This window comes from Acidovorax lacteus, from assembly GCF_039540375.1.
Lineage (GTDB): Bacteria > Pseudomonadota > Gammaproteobacteria > Burkholderiales > Burkholderiaceae_C > Acidovorax_G > Acidovorax_G lacteus.
This window is the reverse complement of record NZ_BAABEX010000024.1, coordinates 144,232-167,120: the sequence shown is the minus strand read 5'-3', so window position 1 is coordinate 167,120 and position 22,889 is coordinate 144,232. Positions and strand designations below refer to the sequence as shown.

The window sequence follows — 22,889 nt, the reverse complement described above, 5'->3', positions numbered from 1 at the left end:
ATGCAACGCAAGCAACTGGGTTTTACGCTGATCGAGGTCATGATCGCGGTCGCTATTGTTGCCGTCCTGGCCAGCATTGCCGTGCCCAACTACACCGAGCATGTAGCGCGCGGGCGGCGTGCAGACGCTCAAACCCAGTTGTTGGCGGCGCAGCAATGGATGGAGCGTCTCTACAGCGAAAGCTATCGCTACGACCAGACGGCCAGTGGCACCGCGGTGGGCACTGTGTTTGCGAGCCAGCCCTTCCGGACCTCGCCGCGCCCCGGTGAGGGCGGTGTGGCGTACAACCTTTCGGTGAACGCCGCGCGCAACACGTACACCTTGACTGCGTCGCGTGCCGGAGTTGCGATCTCTGACAAGTGCGGCAACTTCACGTTGACGAACACCGGGCAGAAGTCCATCGCCTCGGGCACCTTCAACTCGTCCAAGTATTCCACCGTGGACGCAGCCGTCCGGGACTGCTGGCGTTGACACTCGCAGACGTCGCGGTGCTGCTGGTCGGTCGGGGTCAAGGCCGGTAGGCCGCGGCCCGACCGCTGTGTACGGGCCTTGGCTGCGCAGGCGTGCCGGCCGATCCTCGCTTTCTGTGAGGCCTTTTGCATCCGCCCTGCGGCACTCTGCCGTCAGCCACCAGACCGGGTGCGTGGCTCGGCTTTTCTAGCCACGCGGGGCGCGGCCTTGGCACTCCGGACGCCGCAACCCTGTCAGGCGCGCTGCCGGGTCCCTTTCGCAAACACCGCCAGTTCGCCAGGTGCCAGCGCCTGCCATGGCTCATTGGTCGTCAGAGGCGCCGTGACGACGACCGCCACCTGGTCATCCGGGGCGGTCTGTTGAGCAAAGTCCACGCTCATGTCGTCGTCTGAGAGATGGGCTTTGCCAAACGGATGGCGACGCTCGATGTAGTGCAGCGCCGTGCTGGCATGGGCCCACAGCGTGTCGCCGTTGGACAGCAGGAAGTTGAACGTGCCGTGGGGCGCGATGCGCTGGGCCAGTTCGCGCAGGGTGCGCGTGAGTTCCTGCCGGTCTGGCACGCCCGCGTGCGACTTCCACAACTCCTGCAGGATCCAGCAGAACGCATGCTCGCTGTCGGTCTGGCCAACGGGGCGGTAATGCGCATGCAGGCGTGGGCGAAAGTCCTTGAGATCTCCGTTGTGTGCGAACACCCAATAGCGGCCCCACAGCTCGCGCACAAACGGGTGGCAGTTGGCGAGTTGTACCGTGCCCTGCGTGGCCTTGCGGATGTGCGCGATGACGTTCTCGCTGCGGATCGGATACTCCCGAATCAGATCGGCAATCGGCGAATCCACAGCGCGGCCGTGGTCCACAAAATGGCGCACGCCGAGCCCTTCGAAGAACGCAATCCCCCAGCCGTCCGTGTGATCGCCCGTACGCCCTGCGCGTTGCGCAAAGCCGCTGAAGCTGAAGCGGATGTCGGTCGGCGTGTTGCAGTTCATGCCCAGCAGCTGGCACATGCGGTGTCTCCTCATGGCGCTTGCAATGGGCAAGCGCTTGCCTCGACATTGTCCATCCTGCGTGCCGCAGGTCGCGCCAACGCTCGTTGTAGCTGTTGGCGGAATGGGCGGAATGGGCGGAATGTGTGTTGGCACAAGCGTCTGGACTCTCTTGCTATATAAGTAATAGCAATAGATCCAGTCTGGAAAAGCACAAGCCATCGATTGGATCCAGAGCCCGTGGCCGACGCCGGATACGCGATGTCGTGGGCAGCGGATGGGCCCGGGTGATTACATGGGGCCCTGCTTGCCGTGTGGGGCCTTATGGCCGCGCGGCAGAGACCGCATCCGTGCGTCGGATGTACTCTGGTGCCGTGCCGTGCCGTGCCGTGCCGTGCCGTGCCGCCTGAGCCGCAGCCCGGTAGCACCCAAGGCGCTGGCCCCGGGCGCACTGCAGACCGGCCATGCTGGTGGTGGTGTTCCGGGCAGTCGCGCCATCACCGAAACGGGGAGCCAGGCCACTGTGGGCAAGGCCTTCGCTGATCGCCGCGCAGGGGCCCGCCAGGCCCGGGCTGCGCGCGCTCCACATGGTTCGCCGATTTAGGCCGCCTGGTTGCCAGACGGTAGCGTCGGGCGCAGCTGGCGCGCTGCCAGCAGGGCCAGCAGGCACAGCGCCGTGAGCATCGCGAACGTCTCGCCGAACGCCGCAAGGCGCGCGGTGTCGTTGTGGCCCGTTGCCGCGGCCAGCGCAGCGCCGTGTGCCGACAGCCGCCATTCGAGCACCACACCGCACAGGCTCACGCCTGCGGCACCGCCGAGCATGCGGATGAAGCTGATCGCGCTGGAGCCTTGCGACACGAGGCTGCGGTCCAGCGGTCGCATGGCGCCCAGGTTGAGCGAGGGGAGGATGAAGCCCAGCCCGATGCGGCCGATGATGGTGAACAGCACCAGCCACAGCAATGGCGACGACGGCCGCAGCGTGAGCATGAGCCCGAACGACAGCGCCAGCAGCGCGAGACCTGTCATCACCAGCCGGTGGGTGGGCTGCCGGTCTGCCAGCCGCCCTGCGACTGGAATGGTGGCCGCCAGCACGATGCCTGCCGGCAGCATGATGGTGCCCACGTGCGAGGCCGAGAGCTGCAGGCCCATCTGTAAAAACACGGGCACCAGGTAGGTGGAGCCGAACAGCGCAGTGCCATAGATGAAGGCCACCACGCTGCCCATGGCGAATGCGCGCACCTTGAACAGCCGCAGGTCCATCAGCGGCGTGCGGCCTGTGCGTTGGCGGTGGCGCTGCCAGGCCACAAACGCCATGCCGCAGAGCAGCGCGGCCCCCAGCAGGCCCGCCCCCCCGGCAACGGGCCCTGCGTGCAGCGCCACCAGTCCGTTGAGCAGGCACAAGGTGCCCGCAGTGCCCAGGGCCAAGCCGCGCCAGTCCAGTGCTGCGCCCTCGCTGCCGGCGGCGGCACCGCCCGGAGCCGTCACTGGCACATAGCGCCGCGCCAGCCACAGCGACGCCAGGCAGAACGGCACCACCATGAAGAAGATCGAGCGCCAGCCAAACCAGTCCACCAGCAGACCGCCGATGCTGGGCCCGAGCGCCGGTGCCAGCACCGCGCCCATGCCGAAGATGCCGCTCGCGCGCCCTTGCTCGTGGGGCTGGAAGGCGTAGAGGATGATGATGGCCGGAATCGGCTGGACCACGCCGGCCGCCAGCCCTTCGACCACGCGGGCCAAAAGCACGCCCGCAAATGAATCGGCCAGGCCGCCGCCGATGCCGCCCGCCAGCAGCGCCAGCATGGCGCCGGTGTAGGTGCGGCGGTAGCCAAAGCGTGACAGCAGCCAGGGTGTAGTCAGCATGGCCACCGTGGTGGCCACCATGAAGCCGGAGGTGACCCACTGGGCGCGCTCCTGCCCCAGGGTGAAGTGGTGGCTCATGTCGGGAATGGCCACATTCACGATGGTCGAGGACATGATCGAGGCCATGGTCCCGACCATCACCGCCAGCAGCAAGAGCCAGCGGTAGCGCTCGCCGTGTTGCGCCCGCAGCGCGGCGGCGGAGCCCGGTGGGTGGGTCACCGCAGGACGATCAACTGCGCTCCGACCAGAGCTTGCCACCCGTGGCCCAGTTCTCGCGCTTCACGTCGGTGATCAGCACGTCCACCGAATCGGGCGAGCCGCCCAGCACCTCTACCGATACGCGGGTGATTTCTTCGACGAGCTTCTTCTTTTGCTCCAGCGTGCGGCCTTCGAGCATTTCGACGTGGTAGGTGGGCATGGGATCTCCTGGGGTGCCAACAAAAAGGGAAGCAGAAATCATATCGGCGCCCGCACAGGCCGTGCTCGGCGGTGTGCCCTGCAGCGGCCCGCGGGGCGCGCGGGTGCGCGGGGTCGTGCACAGTGCGACGGCGAAGCCTTCCGCACTGCCGCCGGGGGGGCCTGCGCTCAGCCGGGCGCCGCTGCCCCGGCAGATTGCGCTTGCCCGCAGGCGGCGCACACGCAGCGCAGGCCACGGTCTGCGGCCGGGATGCGCGCCAGCGCGGCCGGGTCCAGCGTTGCCTGCATGCACCAGCAGCTCTCAGGCGGCTGGCCGGCCGCCATGGCACAGCCATTGGGGCCGCCGCACAGCGGGCAACGTTCGGGCGGGGCGGTGGGCGCAGAGCCGGGGGGCAAGGCAGGGGGCGCGTGCATGCGCCGATGGTGGCACAAAGCCTTGTAACGCGACTCGGGGCAGCACTGCGGTCGCATCGTGCGGCGGGCGCAGTCTGCGCCCCAGCGCCTGCGATAGACCCAGGCCCGGAAATGCGCTGCGTGCAGAACGCGCCATGCAAAAAGGCCCCTTGCGGGGCCCCTGGGAGATGGGGCGGCCCATGCCGCCCGCTGCGCTGCGCGCCCTCAGGCCGCCGCAGCCGCCTTGACCTTCAGGCGCCAGGCGTGCAGCAGCGGCTCGGTGTAGCCGCTGGGCTGCTCCTTGCCCTTGAACACCAGGTCGCAAGCGGCCTGGTAGGCCATGCTGCTGGCAAAGCGGCCGGCCATGGGCTGGTACAGCGCGTCGCCCGCGTTCTGCTGGTCCACCTTGGCGGCCATGCGCTCGAAGGTTTCGCGCACCTGGGCTTCGGTGACCACGCCGTGGTGCAGCCAGTTGGCCATGTGCTGGCTGCTGATGCGCAGCGTGGCGCGGTCTTCCATCAGGCCCACGTCGTTGATGTCGGGCACCTTGGAGCAGCCCACGCCCTGGTCCACCCAGCGCACCACGTAGCCCAGGATGCCCTGCGCGTTGTTGTCCAGCTCTTGCTGCTTTTCGGCGGCTGTCCAGTTCGGCGTGGCCGTCACGGGCACGGTGAGCAGGCCGGTCAGCAGGTTGTCGCGCTCGGCGTTGGCATCGATCTTTTCCAGGTCGGCCTGGATCTGGGCCACGTTGACCTGGTGGTAGTGCAGCGCGTGCAGCGTGGCGCCCGTGGGGCTGGGCACCCAGGCGGTGTTGGCGCCGGCCTTGGGGTGGCCGATCTTCTGCTTGAGCATTTCGGCCATCAGGTCGGGCATGGCCCACATGCCCTTGCCGATCTGTGCCTTGCCGCGCAGGCCGCACGACAGGCCCACGAGCACGTTGTTGCGCTCGTACGCCTGGATCCAGGCGCTGGTCTTCATGTCGCCCTTGCGGATCATCGGACCGGCCAGCATGGCGGTGTGCATTTCGTCGCCCGTGCGGTCGAGGAAGCCGGTGTTGATGAACGCCACGCGGCTCGATGCGGCGGCAATGCAGGCCTTGAGGTTGACGGAGGTGCGGCGCTCCTCGTCCATGATGCCCAGCTTCACGGTGCTGTCGGGCAGGCCCAGCAGCTTTTCGGCGCGGCCGAACAGCTCGGCGGCAAAGCCCACTTCGGCCGGGCCGTGCATCTTGGGCTTGACGATGTAGACGCTGCCCTTGCGGCTGTTGCGAATGCCGTTGGCGCCGTGGCCTTGCAGGTCGTGCAGGGCAATCGCCGTGGTCACCACCGCGTCCATGATGCCTTCCGGAATCTCGCGCACCTGGCCCTGGGCGTCGGTCCAGAGGATGGCCGGGTTGGTCATCAGGTGGCCCACATTGCGCAGGAACATCAGCGACCGACCATGCAGGCGCAGCGTGCCACCGTTCGGGGCGGTGTAGACGCGGTCGGGGTTCAGGCCGCGGGTGAGCTGCTTACCGCCTTTTTCAAAGGTTTCGACCAGCGTGCCCTGGATGATGCCCAGCCAGTTGCTGTAGCCCAGCACCTTGTCCTCGGCGTCCACGGCGGCCACCGAGTCTTCGAGGTCGAGGATGGTCGACAGCGCGGCTTCAAGCACCACGTCGCTCACGCCAGCGGCATCGCTCTGGCCGATGGGCGTGGCGCGGTTGATCTGGATGTCGATGTGCAGGCCGTGGTGCTGCAGCAGCACCGACGAGGGCGCAGCCGCATCGCCCTGGTAGCCCTTGAACTGGGCCGGGTCCTTCAGGCCCGTGGTGGCACCGCCCTGCAAGGCCACCACGAGCTGGCCGCCTTCCACGCGGTAGCCGGTCGCGTCCTTGTGCGAGCCGCTGGCCAGCGGCGCGTGGTCGTCCAGCACCTGGCGGGCAAAGGCAATCACCTTGGCGCCGCGCACCGGGTTGTAGCCTTTGCCTTTCTCAGCGCCATCGGCCTCGGGGATCACGTCGGTGCCGTACAGCGCGTCGTACAGGCTGCCCCAGCGCGCGTTGGCGGCATTCAGCGCATAGCGCGCGTTCAGGATCGGCACCACCAGCTGCGGGCCGGCCTGGGTGGCCAGCTCGTCGTCCACGTTGGCGGTGGTGGCCTTCACGTCGGCCGGCTGGGGCACGAGGTAGCCGATCTTTTCCAGAAAGCTGCGGTAGGCCACCATGTTCTGGATGGGGCCGGGGTTGGCCTTGTGCCAGGTGTCCAGCTCGGTCTGCAGGCGGTCGCGCTCGGCCAGCAGGGCGATGTTGCGCGGGGCCAGTTCGGAGACGATGGCGTCAAAGCCCTTCCAGAAGGCCTCGCTGGCCACGCCGGTGCCCGGCAGCACGCGGTCTTCAACAAAGCGGTAGAGCGAGGTGGCCACCTGAAGGCCGTGGACGGTGGTGCGTGCGGTCATGGCAGTGTGCAAAGAAAAGCGGGCGCAGGCCCGAAGGGTGAACAAGACCCGCGGGCGCTGCCCGGCAGGGCCGGGCGGGCGCGCCACGGGGACGCTGGAGGCCACTGTATTGCAAATCTGCACGGCCATAAATGCCGCGAAATGCGCGAAACCCGTGACTTTTGCGCAAAGATCAAGCGCCGCTCGCGCTGCCAAGGCGTGCCGGGGCGCTTGCCGCTGCGCGGTCTGCGGGGCGCTTTCCGCTGCTGTGGGACCCCAGTCGCTATGATTTTGATAGCTGCTCGTGCTTGGTTTTCAAGCACGAGCAGTCGATTTGGCTCAGAGCCCCTGCGGCTGGGCGGGCGTGGCCTGGCGCTGCTGCGGGCGGGGCCCATGCCGCGTACGCCTGGCACGGCCCGCGCCGGGCGCGCGGTCGGTGTCCCTGCGTCGCGTCCGCATAATCAGGCCATGGACAAACTCAAGGCCTTCGAGTCGTTTGTGTCGGTGGCCACGCGCGGCAGCCTCACCGCCGCTGCCAAGGCCGAGGGGGTGGCGCCCGCCATCATGGGCCGGCGGCTCGATGCGCTGGAAGAGCACCTGGGCGTGAAGCTGCTGGTGCGCACCACGCGGCGCATCACGCTCACGCACGAGGGCAGCGCGTTCCTGGAAGACTGCCAGCGCCTGCTGGCCGACGTGGCCAATGCCGAGGCCAGCGTGTCCGAAGGCGGCGTCAAGGCCACGGGGCACCTGCGCATCACCGCGCCCGCGGGCTTCGGGCGGCGGCACGTGGCCCCGCTGGTGCCGCGCTTTCGCAGCGCGCACCCCGACGTGACGATTTCGCTCAACCTCAGCGACCGCGTGGTCGATCTCGCCGGCGAGGGCTTCGACTGCGCCGTGCGCGTGGGCGACCTGCCCGACTCGTCGCTGGTGAGCGTGCGCATTGCCGACAACCGCCGCCTGTGTGTGGCCACGCCCGACTACCTGCGCCGCCACGGCACGCCGCGCCACCCGGGCGAGCTGACGGGGCACGACTGCCTGACGCTGTCGAGCGAGGCCTCGCAGACGCGCGGCTGGGCGTTTCGTATGCCCGTGGCGGGCGGTGGGTTTGAGGTGGTGCACTTCAAGCCCGGCGGCCCGCTCGACTGCTCGGACGGCCAGGTGCTCTACGACTGGTGCCTGGGCGGCTGGGGCATCGCCTGGCGCAGCACCTGGGAGGTTGAAGCCGACATCGCGGCCGGTCGGTTGGTGGAGGTGCTGGGCGACTTTGCCGCCCCACCCAACGGCATTTACGCGGTGTTTCCGCAGCGCAAGCATCTGCCGCTGCGCGTGCGGCTGTGGATCGACTTCCTCAAGCACAATTACAGCCAGCCCGGTTTCTGGCAATCGGGCCCCCGCAAGGAGACCCCGTGACCCTCGAAGCCGTCCTCGCCGCGCTGCACCTGCTGGCCATCCTCACGCTGGTGGTGTTCCTCACCAGCCAGGCGGCGTTGTGCCGCAGCGAATGGATGAACGCCGCCGTGGTCGAGCGCCTCGCGCGGCTCGACATCCTCTACGGCGTGGCGGCGGTGCTGGTGCTGCTCAGCGGCCTGGCGCGGCTGTACTGGGGCGTCAAGGGGCCGGGCTGGTATGTGTCGCAGCCGCTGTTCCACCTCAAGATGACCCTGTTCGTCGTCATGGGGCTGCTGTCCATCTGGCCCACGCTGGTGTTTCGCCGCTGGCGCAAGGCGCTGCGCGCAGGCGGCAGCCTGCCCGCGCCCGAGCAGGTGGCCAAGGTGCGCCGCGCGGTCATGGTGCAGTCGCACCTGCTGCCGGTGGTGGCCGTCATCGCGGTGTTCTGGGCGCGCGGCTGGTAAGGCGCGGCCCCGCGGCCGGGGCCCCGTAAAATCCGCCGATGCTCTCCGTCAAACAGGAATTGCTCGCCGCGCTTGCAGGCGAGCTGGAAAAATTGTCGCCCGGCGCTGCCGGGCGTGCCGCTTTTGAATCGCCCAAGGTGGCTGCGCACGGCGACTTTGCCTGCACCGCCGCCATGCAGTTGGCCAAGGCGCTCAAGCAGAACCCGCGCGCGCTGGCCGAGTCGCTGCAGGCCGCGCTGATGCAGACCCCGGCCTTTGCGCGCTGGGTGCAGGCGCTGGAGATTGCCGGGCCCGGCTTCCTCAACATCCGCCTGCAACCCGCGGCCAAGCAGCAGGTGGTGCGCGAAGTGCTGCAGGCCCGCGAGGCCTTCGGCCAGCAACCGGCGCGCGGCGAGCGCGTGCTGGTCGAGTTCGTCTCGGCCAACCCCACGGGCCCGCTGCACGTGGGCCACGGCCGCCAGGCCGCGCTGGGCGACGCCATCTGCAACCTGTTCGCCACACAGGGCTGGCAGGTGCACCGCGAGTTCTATTACAACGACGCGGGCGTGCAGATCGACACGCTCACCAAAAGCACGCAACTGCGCGCCAAGGGCTTCAAGCCGGGCGACGACTGCTGGCCCACCGATCCGGACAACCCGGCCAGCAAGGCGTTCTACAACGGCGACTACATCCAGGACATTGCCGACGCGTTCCTGGCCAAGGCCACGGTCAAAGCCGATGACCGCGAATTCACGGCCAATGGCGATGTGGACGATGAGGGCAACATCCGCCAGTTTGCGGTGGCCTACCTGCGCAACGAGCAGGACAAAGACTTGCAGGCCTTCAACCTGCGCTTTGACCAGTACTACCTCGAATCCAGCCTGTACACCAGCGGCCGCGTGGAAGCCGCAGTAAACAAGCTGATCGCCAACGGCAAGACCTACGAGCAGGACGGCGCGCTCTGGCTCAAGAGCACCGAGTACGGCGACGACAAGGACCGCGTGATGCGCAAGTCCGACGGCACCTACACCTACTTCGTGCCCGACGTGGCCTACCACATCACCAAGTGGGAGCGCGGTTTTGCCAAGGTCGTCAACATCCAGGGCACGGACCACCACGGCACCATCGCGCGCGTGCGCGCCGGCCTGCAGGCGGCCGATGTGGGCATTCCTGAGGGCTACCCCGACTACGTGCTGCACACCATGGTGCGCGTGGTGCGCAACGGTGAAGAGGTCAAGATCAGCAAGCGCGCGGGCAGCTATGTGACGCTGCGCGATCTGATCGAATGGACGAGCAAGGACGCGGTGCGCTTCTTCCTGCTCTCGCGCAAGCCCGACACCGAGTACACCTTCGACGTGGACTTGGCTGTGGCCCAGAACAACGACAACCCGGTGTACTACGTGCAGTACGCGCATGCGCGCATCTGCTCGGTGCTGCGTTCGTGGCAAGAGTCGGGCGGCAGCGACGTGGCCGCGCTGCAGGACGTGGACCTGTCGGCGCTCGATGGCTCGCAGGCCCAGGCGCTGATGCTGCTGCTGGCCAAGTACCCCGACATGCTCACCGCCGCCTGCGAAGGCGCCGCGCCGCACGACGTCACCTTCTACCTGCGCGACCTGGCCTCGGCGTACCACAGCTACTACGACGCCGAGCGCATTCTGGTGGACGACGAGCGCGTGCGCCTGGCGCGTCTGGCCCTGGTCGCCGCCACGGCCCAGGTATTGCACAATGGCCTCGCCGTGCTGGGGGTGTCGGCCCCGGTGCGTATGTAAGCAGCAAGCAGCACCACCATGAAACTTCGTCAGCGCGGCGGCACCATCCTTGGCTTCATCCTGGGCGTCATCGTCGGTCTGGGCGCGGCCCTGGCCGTAGCCGTTTACGTCACCAAAGTGCCTGTGCCCTTCCTGAACAAGGGTGGCTCGCGCACGCCCGACCAGGATGCGGCCGAGGCCGAAAAGAACCGCAATTGGGATCCGAACGCTCCGCTGTACGGCAAGAACCCGGCCCGCCCGGTCACGCCGGCGGTTCCAGCGTCTGCGCCCGATGCGGCAGCCAGTGCGGCCACGGCCCCGGCGTCCGCCCCCAAGCCTGCTGCCAGCAAGGCAGAGACCAAGCTCGACGGCAAGAGCGCCGATCCGCTGGGCGACCTGGCCAACGCCAAGGCCGCAGCAGCGGGCACGGTGGACCCGTTCGAGTACTTCGTCCAGGCGGGTGCCTTCCGCACCCAGGCCGACGCTGACGCGCAGCGTGCCAAGCTGGCCATGATGGGCTGGGAGGCCCGGGTGAGCGAGCGCGAACAGAACGGTCGTCCCGTGTTCCGCGTGCGTGTGGGCCCGTTTGCCAAGCGCGACGATGCCGAGCAGCTCAAGGAAAAGCTCACCGACGCCGGGGTGGACAGCACCCTGGTGCGCGTGCAGCGCTGAGCCCGTTCTGAACTTTTTTGCCAGCCCGGGCTCCATCGCCTGACCGATCACAAGGAGTGTCCCCTGTCATGAAACGCCGTGAGTTTTCCGCGTCTGCTGCCTCTGCCGTTGCAGCCACCGCCCTGGGCCTGCCGCTGGCCACGCCCGCCTTTGCACAGGCCCGCCAGTTCAAGGAAGGCAAGGACTACCAGCGCCTGGCCAAGCCCCTCACGCCCGATGCACCGGCCGGCAAGATCGATGTGATCGAGTTCTTCTGGTACAGCTGCCCGCACTGCAACAGCTTCGAGCCCGCACTGGAGGCCTGGATCAAGAGCGCTCCCAAGGATCTGAGCATCCGCCGCATCCCGGTGGCGTTCAACGCGAGCTTCGTGCCGCAGCAAAAGCTGTACTTCACCCTCGAAGGCATGGGCAAGCTGGGCGATCTGCACGCCAAGGTGTTCCGTGCCATCCACGTCGAAAAGCAGAAGCTCGCCCGCGACGAGGAGATCTTCGCCTGGGTGGCGACCCAGGGCGTGGATGCCAACAAGTTCAAGGAGGTGTACAACTCCTTCACGGTCTCCAACCAGGTGCGTCGCGCGGGCCAGTTGCAAGAGGGCTATGCCATTGAAGGCGTGCCGTCGATGGGCGTGGCAGGCCGCTACTACACCGATGGCACCATGGCTGGCAACATGCAACAGGTGCTGCAGGTCGTGGAGCACCTCGCAGCACTGGTGCGCAAGGGCTGAGCGCCCGGCGGGCCTGGCCCGTTGCTTGGCATCCGAGCCCGCTTGTGCGGGCTTTTTTCATGGCGCGCGGCTGGCCGTGGCTACAATGGTTTGCAAGATTCGTGCCCCATGAACCATACCCTTCGCCCGCTCGTTTTCCTTCTGGCCGTGCTGTGCAGCACCGGCGTGGTCCACGCCGAAAAGGCCGACCGCAGCAAGCCCATGAACATCGAGGCCGACAGCCTGCGGCATGACGAGGTCAAGCAGACCAGCGTGTTCTCGGGCCGCGTGGTCATGACCAAGGGCAGCATCGTGCTGCGCGGCGCGCGGCTCGATGTGCGCCAGGACGCCGACGGCTACCAGCATGGCGTGGTCACGGCCGAGCCAGGCAAGCGCGCGTTTTTCCGCCAGAAGCGCGACACCCCGGCGGGCGCGCCTGAGGAGTTCATCGAGGGCGAGGGCGAAGTCATCGAATACGACGGCCGCACGGACAACGTGCGTTTCATCACGCGGGCCGAGCTGCGGCGCTACCGCGATTCGGTGCTGAGCGACGAGATCACCGGCGCGCAGATCGTCTACAACAACCTCACCGACGTGTTCACTGTGGACGGCCAGCGTCCTGGCGGCGCTGGCGCGGCGGCTGCGCCCGGCAGCACCGGTCGCGTGCGGGCCGTGCTCTCGCCCAAGGAGAAGGTTCCGGCGGCGGCCGAGACGCCCGCGTCGGCCCCCGCGACCGGCCTGCGCCCCAGCACCACGCTGGGCGGCAGCCGGTGAGCGCGATGGCCGAAGTCGGCCGCTCCGCAGCCCCCGCACCCGACGGCAGCCGTCTGGAGGTGCGGCATCTGCAGAAGTCCTATGGCAGCCGCAAGGTGGTTCAGGATGTGTCGCTCACCGTTGAAAAAGGCGAGGTCGTCGGCCTGCTGGGCCCCAATGGTGCGGGCAAGACCACGTCGTTCTACATGATCGTGGGGCTGGTGCGCAGCGACGGAGGCGACATCCGCATCGACGGCCAGTCGGTTGCGCGCATGCCCATTCACCGGCGCTCGCGCCTGGGGCTGTCGTACCTGCCGCAGGAAGCGTCGATCTTCCGCAAGCTCACGGTGGAAGAAAACGTGCGTGCCGTGCTTGAACTGCAGCGCGGCGACGACGGCAAACCCCTGCCGCCCGCCCAGATCGAAGAGCGGCTCTCGGCCTTGCTGCAGGAGCTGCGCGTCGAGCACCTGCGTGCATCGCCCGCGCTGGCCCTGTCGGGCGGCGAGCGCCGCCGCGTCGAGATCGCCCGTGCCCTGGCCACGCAGCCGCGCTTCATCCTGCTGGACGAACCCTTTGCCGGCATTGACCCGATTGCGGTCATCGAGATCCAGCGCATCATTGGTTTCCTCAAAGCCCGGGGCATCGGGGTGCTGATCACGGACCACAACGTGCGCGAAACCCTGGGCATCTGCGACCACGCCTTCATCATCAGCGAAGGCAAGGTACTGGCGCAGGGCACGCCCTCGGAGATCGTGGACAACGCCGAGGTGCGCCGGGTGTACCTGGGCGAACACTTCCGGATGTAGCCGTGGCGGTGCTGTTTCTGACGATGCGCTGTGCGCAGCCGACCGGCCAGACGCGCGCGCCTGGCAGCGGCCGGTGGCGATTCGGGGGCCGCGCAGCGGCCGCGTGGGTGTGATGAAGCCCGGTCTGTCGCTGCGCGTCTCGCAGCATCTCGCGCTCACGCCGCAGTTGCAGCAGTCGATCCGGCTGCTGCAGCTGTCCACGCTGGAGCTGTCGCAAGAAGTCGAGCAGATGCTCGACGACAACCCGTTCCTGGAGCGCACCGCCGACGAGGCTGTGCGCGAAGATTTCGGCATGGCCGAGGCCGATGCCCCTGCGCAGACCGACGACTACGCGGCCGACGAAGCCGCACGCGTGGCCCCGGCGCTGGAGACCGGCGAGCGCCTTGCCGACAGCGCCACGCCCAGCGAAGGCGCTGAGCCCCCCTTGGGCGACACCGCGCCCGACTGGGAGGGCGATGGCAGCGTGGAATGGTCGGCCAACGACACCGAGTGGGGCGGTGACGCCCCTGCGCGCCAGCGCAATGGCGGCGAAGAGGACGAGACAGACGCCACCGACCTGGCCCATGCGCACGAGTCGCTCACCGACTTTCTGCATCGGCAGGCGCTGGCCCTGCGCCTGAATGAGGTGGACCGCGCCGCATTGCGCTTTCTCATCGAATCGCTGACTGACGACGGCTACCTGGAAGACCCGCTCGAAGACCTAGCCCGGGGTTTGGCGGGCGATGACGATCTGGAGCAGCTCGAAGAGCTGGTGCACCGCTTCACCGTGGCCCTTCGCCTGCTGCAAAGCCTGGAGCCGGTGGGCGTGGGGGCGCGCAACCTGGCCGAATGCCTGCGCCTGCAGCTTTCAGCCCTGGCAGCCGACGAGGACGACGACACCGATCCTGCCGTGGTGCGTGCGGCCTTGTGCATTTGCGACCAGCCGCTGGAGCAGCTGGCACGCCGCGATGTGCGGCGGCTCACGCAGGCCACGGGCGAGGGCGAAGAGCGCACGCGCGCCGCCATGGCGCTGATCGCACGGCTGGAGCCGCGCCCGGGCCGCCGCTTTGCCGATGTGGAGCGGCATGTGGTGGTACCCGATGTGATCGTGCGCAAGGCGGCCCGCAGCCGCGAGGGGCAGCCCCAGTTTGTGGTGCAGCTCAACCCGGATGTGATGCCGCGCCTGCGCGTGCACGACGTGTACGCGGGCGCGCTGCGCGGCCACCGCGGCGGCGAAGGCCACCAGGCGCTCCAGCAGCGGCTGCAAGAGGCGCGCTGGTTCATCAAGAACATCCAGCAGCGCTTCGACACCATCCTGCGCGTGTCGCGCGCCATCGTGGATCGCCAGCGCGCGTTCTTCGTGCATGGCGAGCTGGCCATGCGCCCGCTGGTGCTGCGTGACATTGCCGACGAGCTGGGCCTGCATGAATCCACCATCAGCCGCGTGACCACGGCCAAGTACATGGCCACGCCCATCGGCACTTTCGAGCTCAAGTACTTCTTTGGCTCGGGCCTGGGCACTGAGACCGGCGGCAACGCATCGAGCACCGCCGTGCGCGCGCTGATCAAGCAGTTTGTGGCGGCCGAAAGCCCGGCCAAGCCCTTGTCGGACAGCCAGATCGCCGAGATGCTCAAGGAGCAGGGCATCGAATGCGCGCGCCGCACGGTGGCCAAATACCGCGAGGCGCTGAAGATCGCGCCTGCCAACTTGCGCAAGGCGCTCTGAGAGGGCCCCGCGTGGCGCGGCCTACGGGTGGGGCTGTACCGCCCGCGCGCCTCAGCCCGCGCCGCCCGCGGCCTCGCGCTGCTCCTGCTGTTCCCGAAACGCGCGCGCACGCCCGAAGTGTCCGCAGCCAATGAAGGGCGCAGGCGGGCGCAGTGCCGACAGCGGCGACGGGTGGTTGGCCGTGAGCACCAGATGGCGCTGGTGGTCGATGAGCGGGCGCTTGCTCTGCGCGTGCGAGCCCCACAGCATGAACACCACCGGGCGTGGGCCCTGGGCCACGTGGCGAATCACGGCGTCGGTCAGCACCTCCCAGCCGCGGCCGGCATGGCTGGCGGGCTGGGCTTCTTCCACGGTGAGGCAGGTGTTGAGCAGCAGCACCCCGTTGCGCGCCCATTTGACGAGGCTGCCGCCGGGCTCGGGCCAGGCGGGCGGGGGTGTGCCCAGGTCGCGCTGCAGCTCTTTGAAGATGTTGCGCAGCGAGGGTGGCAGCGGCACGCCGGGTGCGACCGAGAATGCCAAGCCCTCGGCCTGGCCGCGGCCGTGGTACGGGTCTTGCCCCAGGATGACCACGCGCGTGGCTTCGGGCGGCGTGAGTTCGAGTGCGCGCAGCGGCCGGGGCGGAAACACCGTGGCGCCCGCGGCCAGCCGCTCGGCCAGAAACCGCTGCAGGCCCTGCCCGGCGGCGCTGGCGAAGAACTCATCCACCAGCAGCTGCCAGCCCGGGGCCACAGGCCAGTCGGACGGGTTTGCGCTGTGCAGCTGGGTGGTGTCAGGGCTCTGCATCAAAAGGCCTGCTTGTGCTTGTCCATGCAAGAAAGTGTGCTATCAAAAATATAGCTTTACTGGAACAGCTTGGCCAGCGCCATGCCCGGGTCGGGCGCGCGCATGAAGGCCTCGCCCACCAGGAAGGCGTGCACCCCGGCCGCGCGCATGCGTTGCACGTCGGCGGGCGCGAGGATGCCCGACTCGGTCACCAGCAGCCGGTCTGCCGGCACCTGCGGCAGCAGGCCCAGCGTGGTGTCCAGCGACACCTCGAAGGTGCGCAGGTTGCGGTTGTTGATGCCCACGAGCCGGGTTTTCAGGCGCAGCGCGCGCTCCAGCTCAGGGCCGTCGTGCACCTCCACCAGCACGGCCATGTCCAGGCTGTGGGCCACGGCTTCGAGATCGGCCATCTGCGCGTCCTCCAGGCAGGCGGCGATCAGCAGCACGCAATCGGCCCCCATCGCGCGGGCTTCGTAGATCTGGTACGCGTCGACCATGAAGTCTTTGCGCAGCACGGGCAGCGCGCAGCTCGCACGGGCTTGCTTCAAGTAGTCCACGCTGCCCTGGAAGAACTGGCGGTCGGTCAGCACCGACAGGCAGGCGGCGCTCACGCGGCCGTCGCCCTCGGCGTAGCTCTGGGCGATGTCGGCCGGGATGAAGTCCTCGCGTAGCACGCCTTTGCTCGGGCTGGCCTTCTTGATCTCGGCGATCACCGCGGCCTGGCCGGCGGCGATCTTGGCGCGCAGCGCGCCTTCGAAGTCGCGCGTGAGCACGCGGCTTTCGGCGTCGGCGCGCACGGCGGCCAGCGAAACCTTCTTTTGCGCGGCGGCGATCTCTTCGCGCTTGACGGCAACGATCTTGTCGAGGATGTCACTCATGGGGTGGGGCCTTGTCGTCCCCTTGCGGGGGCTGCTGGAGGATGTGAAGAAAGACCCGGTGCAGGGCCACGCCCACACCGATGAACAGGGCCGAGACGCCCAGGGCAATCCAGGTGCCGCTGTCGTGCCACACGGCCGGGGTCCGTCAGGCGGCCAGCGCGTGCGTGCGGGCCACGAGCTGCTCAAGCTTGGCCAGCGCCGCGCCACTGGCCAGCGCCGCGCGCGCGCGCGCAATGCCGTCGCCCATGCTGTCGGCCACGTTGGCCGCATACAGCGCCACTCCGGCGTTCAGGCAGACGATGTCGTGCGCGGGGCCGCTGTCGCCGCGCAGCACGCCCAGCAGCATGTCGCGCGACTGCTCGGGCGTGTCCACCTTCAGCGTGCGGTTGCTGGCCATGGCCAGGCCGAAGTCTTCGGGGTGGATTTCGAATTCGTGAATCTCGCCATTGCGCAATTCGCCCACCAGCGTGGCCGCGCCCAGGCTGACTTCGTCCATGCCATCGCGGCCATAGACGACCACCGCGTGCTCGGCGCCCAGGCGCTGCAGCGCGCGCACCTGGATGCCCACGAGGTCAGGGTGGAACACGCCCATCAAGATGTTGGGCGCACCGGCCGGGTTGGTGAGCGGGCCCAGGATGTTGAACATGGTGCGCACGCCCAGTTCCTTGCGCACCGGGGCCACGTTCTTCATGGCCGGGTGGTGGTTGGGGGCGAACATGAAGCCGATGCCGACCTCGGCAATGCACTGCGCGATCTGCTCGGGCTTGAGGTTGATGTGCACGCCCAGCGATTCCATCACGTCGGCGCTGCCGCTCTTGCTCGACACCCCGCGCCCACCGTGCTTGCTGACCTTGGCACCGGCGGCTGCGGCCACGAACATCGAGCAGGTGGAGATGTTGAAGGTGTTGGCGCCGTCGCCGCCCGTGCCTACGATGTCCACGAGGTGCGTGCGGTCGCCCACATGCACCTTGGTGGAAAACTCGCGCATCACCTGCGCGGCGGCGGTGATTTCGCCGATGGTTTCCTTCTTCACGCGCAAGCCGGTGATGATGGCAGCCGTCATCACGGGCGATAGCTCGCCGTTCATGATGAGCCGCATCAGGTGCAGCATCTCGTCGTGGAAGATTTCGCGGTGCTCGATGGTGCGCTGCAGCGCTTCCTGGGGGGTGATGGGCATGGGTACGCCTCCTGAATGTTTAAGCGGTCGGCTGGTCCGTGAAGGCCAGCTTGAGTCCGAAGCCGATGAACATGGCACCGGCCACGCGGTCCAGCCAGTGCATGCGCCGCTGGAGCGCACCCACGCGCCGCGCCATCCAGGCCGCGCCCAGCGCCCATGCAGCGCTGATGGGCAGTGCGTTCACGTTGAACAGCAGGCCCAGCAGCAGAAAGGCGAGCGTCTTGTGTTCCGTGTCCGGTGCAATGAACTGCGGCACGAAGGCCAAGAAGAACAGCGCCACCTTGGGGTTGAGCACATTCGTCCAGAAGCCGCCCAGGAACACCTGCACAAGCGGCGTGGCCGGTGCGCGCTCGGCCTGGGCGCTGCGGGCTACGGCGGCCAGGCCGTCACCCGGCTGCGCGCGCAGCATGCGCACGCCCATCCACACCAGGTAGGCGGCACCTAGCCACTTGAGCACGGTGAAGGCTGTGGCCGACGAGGCCAGCAGCGCACCTACGCCCAGGGCTGCGGCCACGATGTGCACGCAGCAGCCGGCGGCAATGCCCAGCCCGGCCACCAGGCCGGCGCGCGCACCGCTGCGCAAGGCGTGCGTCACGATGTAGAACACGTCGGGCCCGGGCGTGAGGTTCAGCAGCCAGCCAGCGGCAATGAACAGCACCAGCTGGTCTGCGCTGATCACGCGCGCTGCTCCAGGAAGTTCTTGAGCATCGCGTGACCGTGCTCAGTCAGGATGCTCTCGGGGTGGAACTGCACGCCCTCGACGGCCAGCGTCTTGTGCCGCACGCCCATGATTTCGCCATCCTCAGTCCAGGCGGTGATCTCCAGGTCGGCCGGGCAGGTGGCGCGCTCGATGGCCAGCGAGTGGTAGCGGTTGACGGTGAACTGCGCGGGCAGGCCCGTGAACACGCCCTGCTGCGTGGTGGTGATCACACTGGTCTTGCCGTGCATCAGCTCCTTGGCGCGCACGATGGTGCCGCCAAACGCCGCGCCGATGCTCTGGTGCCCCAGGCATACGCCCAGGATCGGCAGCTTGCCTGCAAAGTGCTGGATGGCGGCCACCGAGATACCGGCCTCAGCCGGCGAGCAGGGGCCGGGCGAGATCACCAGCCGGTCGGGCGCGCGGGCCGCAATGCCTTCGAGCGTGATCTCGTCGTTGCGGAACACTTCCACCTCGGCGCCCAGTTCACCAAAGTACTGGACGATGTTGTAGGTGAAGCTGTCGTAGTTGTCGACCATCAGGAGTTTCATGGCGCTCATCCTTGCGAGGCGGTGTCGGGGGTGGCGCGCAGCCGCGCGAACTCGCGGTGCTCGTAGGCGATGTAGGCCTCCATCATGCTGCGGTAGATGGTCTCGATCACGTCGGGGTCGCCCCCTTCACGCAGCGCATGCGCGCGCACGCGGTCCACGATGGTCTGGATGCGCCCCTCGTCGCGCACCTGGTCGGCATGCTGCTTGATGCGCGCGGCCTGCGTCATGTAGCCGCCGCGCTCCACCAGCAGCGGCACGAGGATGTCGTCCAGTGCGTCGATGCGTGCGCGCACGTCGGCCATGGTGGCGCAGTGCTGCACCTTGTCGATGCCGCGGCTCATTCCAGGCCCTCCTCGACCAGTTCGGCCGCACGCAGCAGCGCGCGGGCCTTGTGCTCGGTTTCCTTCCATTCCAGTTCTGGCACCGAATCGGCCACCACGCCAGCGGCGGCCTGCACATACAGCGTGCCGTCCTTGATGATGCCGGTGCGGATGGCGATCGCCACGTCCATGTCGCCCGCGTAGCTCAGGTAGCCGCAGGCGCCGCCGTAGATGCCGCGCTTGCTGGGTTCGAGCTGGTCGATCAACTCCATCGCGTGCACCTTGGGTGCACCGGTCAGCGTGCCGGCCGGGAAGGTGGCGCGCAGCACGTCCATGTTGGTCATGCCGTCGTGCAGGATGCCCTCCACATTGCTCACGATGTGCATCACGTGGCTGTAGCGCTCCACCACGAAGGCCTCGGTCACTTTCACGCTGCCGGTCTTGGCGATGCGGCCGATGTCGTTGCGTGCCAGGTCGATCAGCATCACGTGCTCCGCGCGCTCCTTGGGGTCGTTCACCAGCTCGACTTCGGCGGCCTTGTCCTTCTCGGGCGTCGCGCCGCGCGGGCGTGTGCCCGCCAGCGGGCGGATCGTGACCTTCTGGCCCTCGTCGGTGCTTTCCTGGCGCACCAGAATCTCGGGGCTCGCGCCCACCACATGGAAGTCGCCGAAGTGGTAGTAGTACATGTAGGGCGAGGGGTTGAGCGAACGCAGCGCGCGGTACAGCGACAGCGGCGATTCGGTGTAGCGCTTGTGGATGCGCTGGCCCACCTGCACTTGCATGAAATCGCCCGCGGCGATCAGCTCCTTGGCGCGGTCCACGGCGGCCAGGTAGTCGGCCTTGGCAAAGCTGCGCTGCGCGGGGTGGCTCTCGGTGGGTTTGACCACCGGGGCGCTCACCGAATACTTGAGCTGGTCCTTGAGCTCGCGCAGCCGCTTTTTGGCCCGGGCGTAGGCCTCGGGCTGGGCCGGGTCGGCGTACACGATCAGGTAAAGCTTGCCCGACAGGTTGTCGATCACGGCCAGCTCTTCGCACTGCAGCAGCAGGATGTCGGGGCAGCCCAGCGTGTCGGGCGGGCAGCTGGCTTCGAGCTTTTTCTCGATGTAGCGCACCGCGTCGTAGCCGAAGTAGCCGGCCAACCCGCCGCAAAAACGCGGCAGACCCGGGCGCAGCGCCACCTTGAAGCGCTGCTGGTACGCGGCGATGAAGTCGAGCGGGTTGCCGGTGGCGGTCTCGACCACCTGACCGTCCGTCACCACCTCGGTGCGCGCTGCCTCGCCAAAGCCGCTGGCCCGCAGCAGGGTGCGCGCGGGCAGGCCGATGAAGCTGTAGCGGCCGAAGCGCTCGCCCCCCACCACGGATTCGAGCAAAAAGCTGTGCTTGCCGCCGTCGCGCGTGTGGGCGAGCTTCAGGTACAGCGACAACGGGGTTTCAAGGTCCGCAAAGGCTTCGGCCATGAGCGGAATGCGGTTGTAGCCTTCGCTGGCCAGGCTTTTGAATTCAAGTTCGGTGATCACGGGCAAGGGCTCCCTGCTCGGCGGGCTGCGCTGCAGGCTGGCAGCCGCGCTTGTTCATGCAATGACGGCCCGAATGGGCCACGGGGGACGCACGCGCGGGCAGGGCCCGGGTGCCTTCAGGAGGTCGTGCGAGCAGGCGTACGCCAGGGCCAGGCTCCCCGGTCGCTGCAACCTGTGATGACCACGTGGTGGATGAACATGGGGGCACAGTGTAGCAAAGCTCTTTTGCAGGCCTTGAGACGGCGCAAAACCGCTCGAAAACCCTGTTGCGCGGGGGCAAGGGGCTTGCAACAATTAGAAACGAACGACCGTTCTTTTTTCGGAGACGAGCATGAAATTCCTTCCGCAATGCGCGATCTGGGTCGGGGCCCTGCTGCTGGCCTGGAATGCCCACGCCGAGCCTGTGACGGTGGCCAGCGTCAAGTACGACGAGACGGTCACGCTGCAAGGTGCGCCCCTGCAGCTCAACGGGGCGGGGGTGCGGTACAAGGCGGTATTCAGGGTGTACACCGCCGGCCTGTACCTGGAGAAGAAAGTCGGCACGCCCCAGGAAGTGATGGCGCTCAAAGGGCCCAAGCGGCTGAGCATCACCATGCTGCGCGAGATCGACTCGACCGAACTCGGCAAGCTGTTCTCCCGCGGCATGGAAGACAACATGGACAAGGCAGCGTTCTCCAAGCTCATCCCGGGCGTGCTGCGCATGAGCCAGATCTTTTCGGATCACAAGAAGCTCGTGGCGGGCGATCAGTTCATGATCGACTGGATTCCGGGCACGGGCACCCTGATCACCGTCAAGGGCAAGCCGCAGGGCGAGCCGTTCAAGGAGCCCGAGTTCTTCAACGCGCTCATGGGCATCTGGCTGGGCAATGCGCCGGCCGACTGGAAGCTCAAGGATGCGCTGCTGGGCAAGGCGGCAGCCAACCCGTCCTGAGGTCTCCGGTGGCCCGCGTGCAAGTGCATGCGCGGCAGCGACGCTCGGGGCTTTCCCTCGGACTGTCGCGAGCCGGACATGTGATGCGCGGACCGCTTGACGTAAGCTGAACCCCCAAGGCCGGGCGTGCGCCCATCCCGCACCACGGTCGCTTGTATGAACCAGTCGCCATCCGCAGTCTGCCGTTCTCCGGAAGCCGCGCCAGCCCACCCTGCCGGCGCACTCCCCGCGTGTGCCTTGCGGCTTTGCCGCATTTGAGAAACCTTTAGCGCCAGACTCGAACATGAACATCCGTCACCTCTCTGTAGGCCTGCGCCTCGGGCTGTCTTTTGGGGCCATCCTGTTGATCACGGCACTGATTGCCGGTGCCAGCATGTGGCGTATCGCAGGACTTGCGGGCGCGAGTGAGCGCGTGGCCACACAAGAGATCGAACAGCGCAGTCTGGTGGAGGACTGGGCTGCGGACATTCGCCTGAACTGGGTGCGCACCGAGGCCTTCCTCAAGGCGATTGACCGCGACTACATGGACAAGCTCACGGCCGACATGCAGGCGGCCGACGCGCGCAAGAAGGACAAGGTCAAGCGCATCGAGGCGCTGGTGCAGGACGCCAAGGGCCAAAGCCAGTTGCAGGCGATTCAGGACGCAGGCCGCAAGTACGAGGAAAAACTCGCCGAGATCCGTGAGCTGCACCGCGGCGGCGAGCCCAATGTGCCCACCATGGTCGACAAGGACCTGCGTCCGCTGGCCGACCAATACCTCAAGACGCTGGACGATCTGCGCAACCACATGGCCGCCAGCCTGACGGCCAGCCAGGAAGACACGCGCTCAATGGCCAGTCGCAGCCAGGTGCTGGTCGGCTTGGGGGCGCTGATTGCCGTGGCCCTGGGCGCGGTGTTGGCCTGGACGGTCACTCGCTCCATCGTGCAGCCGGTGCTGCGCGGTATGCGCGCGGCGGAGCGCATTGCCGAAGGCGATCTCACGCACCGCATTCAGGTGGGCACGCAGGACGAGATCGGTCAGATGCTGCAGGCCCTCGCGACCATGCAGCAGCGGCTGGCGGCCATTGTGGGCAATGTGCGCGGCAACGCCGAAGGTGTGGCCATGGCCAGCGCCGAAATCGCTTCGGGCAACCAGGACCTCTCGGCCCGCACCGAAAGCCAGGCCAGCGCGCTGGAAGAAACCGCCGCCTCCATGGAAGAGCTGGGCTCCACCGTGCGCCAGAACGCCGACAACGCCCGCACGGCCAACCAGCTGGCCATGAGCGCCTCCACCGTCGCCCAACAAGGCGGCGACGTGGTG

The 22,889-nt window shown here is 67.8% G+C and carries 24 protein-coding genes; 11 read left to right on the top strand and 13 right to left on the bottom strand.

What is annotated here, in order from left to right; translation table 11 throughout:
• The gene (locus tag ABD866_RS11625) at positions 1–471 is read left to right on the top strand and encodes a type IV pilin protein (protein ID WP_345065006.1); all 471 of its coding nucleotides are present in this window, start codon (positions 1–3) and stop codon (positions 469–471) included.
• Positions 472–704: 233 nt separating this feature from the next.
• Here the strand turns inward: ABD866_RS11625 and ABD866_RS11620 are convergent, their stop codons facing one another.
• The 5 genes from ABD866_RS11620 to ABD866_RS11600 all read right to left on the bottom strand — a co-directional run bounded on the left by ABD866_RS11620 (position 705) and on the right by ABD866_RS11600 (position 6,557).
• Positions 705–1,472: a class II glutamine amidotransferase gene (locus tag ABD866_RS11620; protein WP_345065003.1), complete on the bottom strand. Its 768-nt coding sequence runs from the start codon at positions 1,470–1,472 to the stop codon at positions 705–707.
• A gap of 579 nt (positions 1,473–2,051) precedes the next feature.
• The gene (locus tag ABD866_RS11615; protein ID WP_345065000.1) at positions 2,052–3,530 is read right to left on the bottom strand and encodes a DHA2 family efflux MFS transporter permease subunit; all 1,479 of its coding nucleotides are present in this window, start codon (positions 3,528–3,530) and stop codon (positions 2,052–2,054) included.
• A gap of 10 nt (positions 3,531–3,540) precedes the next feature.
• Positions 3,541–3,729 (bottom strand): 4-oxalocrotonate tautomerase, encoded by a 189-nt coding sequence (locus ABD866_RS11610; protein ID WP_345064997.1) that lies wholly within the window; start codon positions 3,727–3,729, stop codon positions 3,541–3,543.
• Between the two features lie 167 nt (positions 3,730–3,896).
• Complete coding sequence (locus tag ABD866_RS11605) at positions 3,897–4,142, bottom strand: cysteine-rich CWC family protein (protein ID WP_345064994.1); 246 nt, start codon at positions 4,140–4,142, stop codon at positions 3,897–3,899.
• A gap of 204 nt (positions 4,143–4,346) precedes the next feature.
• Complete coding sequence (locus tag ABD866_RS11600; RefSeq protein WP_345064989.1) at positions 4,347–6,557, bottom strand: malate synthase G; 2,211 nt, start codon at positions 6,555–6,557, stop codon at positions 4,347–4,349.
• Between the two features lie 447 nt (positions 6,558–7,004).
• Here ABD866_RS11600 and ABD866_RS11595 point away from each other — a divergent pair, with 447 nt between their 5' ends.
• The 8 genes from ABD866_RS11595 (at position 7,005) to ABD866_RS11560 (ending at position 14,756) form a co-directional block, all read left to right on the top strand.
• Positions 7,005–7,946, top strand: coding sequence for a LysR family transcriptional regulator (locus tag ABD866_RS11595; RefSeq protein WP_345064986.1), 942 nt, complete (start codon positions 7,005–7,007; stop codon positions 7,944–7,946).
• On the top strand, positions 7,943–8,389 hold the full coding sequence (locus tag ABD866_RS11590) for a DUF2214 family protein (RefSeq protein WP_345064983.1): 447 nt from the start codon (positions 7,943–7,945) through the stop codon (positions 8,387–8,389). Before ABD866_RS11595 ends, ABD866_RS11590 begins: the two co-directional genes overlap by 4 nt.
• Positions 8,390–8,427: 38 nt before the next feature.
• Positions 8,428–10,137, top strand: coding sequence for an arginine--tRNA ligase (gene argS / locus ABD866_RS11585; protein WP_345064980.1), 1,710 nt, complete (start codon positions 8,428–8,430; stop codon positions 10,135–10,137).
• Positions 10,138–10,155: 18 nt separating this feature from the next.
• The gene (locus ABD866_RS11580) at positions 10,156–10,788 is read left to right on the top strand and encodes an SPOR domain-containing protein (RefSeq protein WP_345064977.1); all 633 of its coding nucleotides are present in this window, start codon (positions 10,156–10,158) and stop codon (positions 10,786–10,788) included.
• A gap of 68 nt (positions 10,789–10,856) precedes the next feature.
• Positions 10,857–11,513 carry a thiol:disulfide interchange protein DsbA/DsbL gene (locus ABD866_RS11575; protein ID WP_345064974.1) on the top strand — a complete coding sequence of 219 codons (657 nt, stop codon included), beginning with the start codon at positions 10,857–10,859 and terminating at the stop codon, positions 11,511–11,513.
• A 108-nt stretch (positions 11,514–11,621) separates the two neighbouring features.
• Complete coding sequence (lptA, locus tag ABD866_RS11570; RefSeq protein ID WP_345064971.1) at positions 11,622–12,266, top strand: lipopolysaccharide transport periplasmic protein LptA; 645 nt, start codon at positions 11,622–11,624, stop codon at positions 12,264–12,266.
• A gap of 5 nt (positions 12,267–12,271) precedes the next feature.
• Entirely contained in the window at positions 12,272–13,051 is a 780-nt protein-coding gene (gene lptB, locus ABD866_RS11565) for an LPS export ABC transporter ATP-binding protein (protein ID WP_345064968.1), read from the top strand.
• Between the two features lie 112 nt (positions 13,052–13,163).
• Entirely contained in the window at positions 13,164–14,756 is a 1,593-nt protein-coding gene (locus ABD866_RS11560) for an RNA polymerase factor sigma-54 (protein WP_345065044.1), read from the top strand.
• Between the two features lie 51 nt (positions 14,757–14,807).
• Here ABD866_RS11560 and ABD866_RS11555 read toward each other — a convergent pair whose 3' ends face one another.
• From ABD866_RS11555 to trpE, 8 genes are read right to left on the bottom strand one after another with little or no spacing between them, the layout of a single operon-like run.
• Positions 14,808–15,539, bottom strand: a complete 732-nt coding sequence (locus ABD866_RS11555; protein ID WP_345064965.1) for a uracil-DNA glycosylase — start codon at positions 15,537–15,539, stop codon at positions 14,808–14,810.
• A gap of 56 nt (positions 15,540–15,595) precedes the next feature.
• Complete coding sequence (gene trpC, locus ABD866_RS11550; protein WP_345064962.1) at positions 15,596–16,396, bottom strand: indole-3-glycerol phosphate synthase TrpC; 801 nt, start codon at positions 16,394–16,396, stop codon at positions 15,596–15,598.
• Entirely contained in the window at positions 16,389–16,529 is a 141-nt protein-coding gene (locus ABD866_RS11545) for a hypothetical protein (protein WP_345064959.1), read from the bottom strand. The genes trpC and ABD866_RS11545 overlap by 8 nt, the downstream gene beginning before the upstream one ends.
• A gap of 12 nt (positions 16,530–16,541) precedes the next feature.
• On the bottom strand, positions 16,542–17,573 hold the full coding sequence (gene trpD, locus ABD866_RS11540; RefSeq protein WP_345064956.1) for an anthranilate phosphoribosyltransferase: 1,032 nt from the start codon (positions 17,571–17,573) through the stop codon (positions 16,542–16,544).
• 19 nt (positions 17,574–17,592) lie between these two features.
• On the bottom strand, positions 17,593–18,252 hold the full coding sequence (locus tag ABD866_RS11535) for a LysE family translocator (protein WP_345064953.1): 660 nt from the start codon (positions 18,250–18,252) through the stop codon (positions 17,593–17,595).
• On the bottom strand, positions 18,249–18,821 hold the full coding sequence (locus ABD866_RS11530) for an aminodeoxychorismate/anthranilate synthase component II (protein ID WP_345064950.1): 573 nt from the start codon (positions 18,819–18,821) through the stop codon (positions 18,249–18,251). The genes ABD866_RS11535 and ABD866_RS11530 overlap by 4 nt, the downstream gene beginning before the upstream one ends.
• A gap of 5 nt (positions 18,822–18,826) precedes the next feature.
• On the bottom strand, positions 18,827–19,162 hold the full coding sequence (locus ABD866_RS11525; protein WP_345064947.1) for a chorismate mutase: 336 nt from the start codon (positions 19,160–19,162) through the stop codon (positions 18,827–18,829).
• A complete protein-coding gene (gene trpE / locus ABD866_RS11520) occupies positions 19,159–20,658 on the bottom strand; it encodes an anthranilate synthase component I (RefSeq protein ID WP_345064944.1) in 1,500 nt (499 codons plus the stop codon). Before trpE ends, ABD866_RS11525 begins: the two co-directional genes overlap by 4 nt.
• A gap of 331 nt (positions 20,659–20,989) precedes the next feature.
• On the opposite strand from trpE, the gene ABD866_RS11515 reads away from it, so the two are divergent.
• Together ABD866_RS11515 and ABD866_RS11510 are read left to right on the top strand one after the other, a co-directional pair.
• The gene (locus ABD866_RS11515) at positions 20,990–21,589 is read left to right on the top strand and encodes a chalcone isomerase family protein (protein WP_345064941.1); all 600 of its coding nucleotides are present in this window, start codon (positions 20,990–20,992) and stop codon (positions 21,587–21,589) included.
• A gap of 283 nt (positions 21,590–21,872) precedes the next feature.
• The coding region (locus ABD866_RS11510; RefSeq protein ID WP_345064939.1) for a methyl-accepting chemotaxis protein at positions 21,873–22,889 on the top strand (1,017 nt) is incomplete at its 3' end.

Bases quoted from the DNA above. Each gene is read 5' to 3' on its own strand.
- ABD866_RS11605 (WP_345064994.1), bottom strand. From the start codon at position 4,142: ATGCACGCGCCCCCTGCCTTGCCCCCCGGCTCTGCGCCCACCGCCCCG.
- ABD866_RS11560 (WP_345065044.1), top strand. From the start codon at position 13,164: ATGAAGCCCGGTCTGTCGCTGCGCGTCTCGCAGCATCTCGCGCTCACG.
- ABD866_RS11610 (WP_345064997.1), bottom strand. From the start codon at position 3,729: ATGCCCACCTACCACGTCGAAATGCTCGAAGGCCGCACGCTGGAGCAA.
- ABD866_RS11575 (WP_345064974.1), top strand. From the start codon at position 10,857: ATGAAACGCCGTGAGTTTTCCGCGTCTGCTGCCTCTGCCGTTGCAGCC.
- ABD866_RS11620 (WP_345065003.1), bottom strand. From the start codon at position 1,472: ATGTGCCAGCTGCTGGGCATGAACTGCAACACGCCGACCGACATCCGC.
- ABD866_RS11600 (WP_345064989.1), bottom strand. From the start codon at position 6,557: ATGACCGCACGCACCACCGTCCACGGCCTTCAGGTGGCCACCTCGCTC.
- ABD866_RS11525 (WP_345064947.1), bottom strand. From the start codon at position 19,162: ATGAGCCGCGGCATCGACAAGGTGCAGCACTGCGCCACCATGGCCGAC.
- ABD866_RS11530 (WP_345064950.1), bottom strand. From the start codon at position 18,821: ATGAAACTCCTGATGGTCGACAACTACGACAGCTTCACCTACAACATC.
- ABD866_RS11555 (WP_345064965.1), bottom strand. From the start codon at position 15,539: ATGCAGAGCCCTGACACCACCCAGCTGCACAGCGCAAACCCGTCCGAC.
- lptB (WP_345064968.1), top strand. From the start codon at position 12,272: ATGGCCGAAGTCGGCCGCTCCGCAGCCCCCGCACCCGACGGCAGCCGT.
- lptA (WP_345064971.1), top strand. From the start codon at position 11,622: ATGAACCATACCCTTCGCCCGCTCGTTTTCCTTCTGGCCGTGCTGTGC.
- trpC (WP_345064962.1), bottom strand. From the start codon at position 16,396: ATGAGTGACATCCTCGACAAGATCGTTGCCGTCAAGCGCGAAGAGATC.
- argS (WP_345064980.1), top strand. From the start codon at position 8,428: ATGCTCTCCGTCAAACAGGAATTGCTCGCCGCGCTTGCAGGCGAGCTG.
- ABD866_RS11515 (WP_345064941.1), top strand. From the start codon at position 20,990: ATGAAATTCCTTCCGCAATGCGCGATCTGGGTCGGGGCCCTGCTGCTG.
- trpD (WP_345064956.1), bottom strand. From the start codon at position 17,573: ATGCCCATCACCCCCCAGGAAGCGCTGCAGCGCACCATCGAGCACCGC.
- ABD866_RS11625 (WP_345065006.1), top strand. From the start codon at position 1: ATGCAACGCAAGCAACTGGGTTTTACGCTGATCGAGGTCATGATCGCG.
- ABD866_RS11580 (WP_345064977.1), top strand. From the start codon at position 10,156: ATGAAACTTCGTCAGCGCGGCGGCACCATCCTTGGCTTCATCCTGGGC.
- ABD866_RS11595 (WP_345064986.1), top strand. From the start codon at position 7,005: ATGGACAAACTCAAGGCCTTCGAGTCGTTTGTGTCGGTGGCCACGCGC.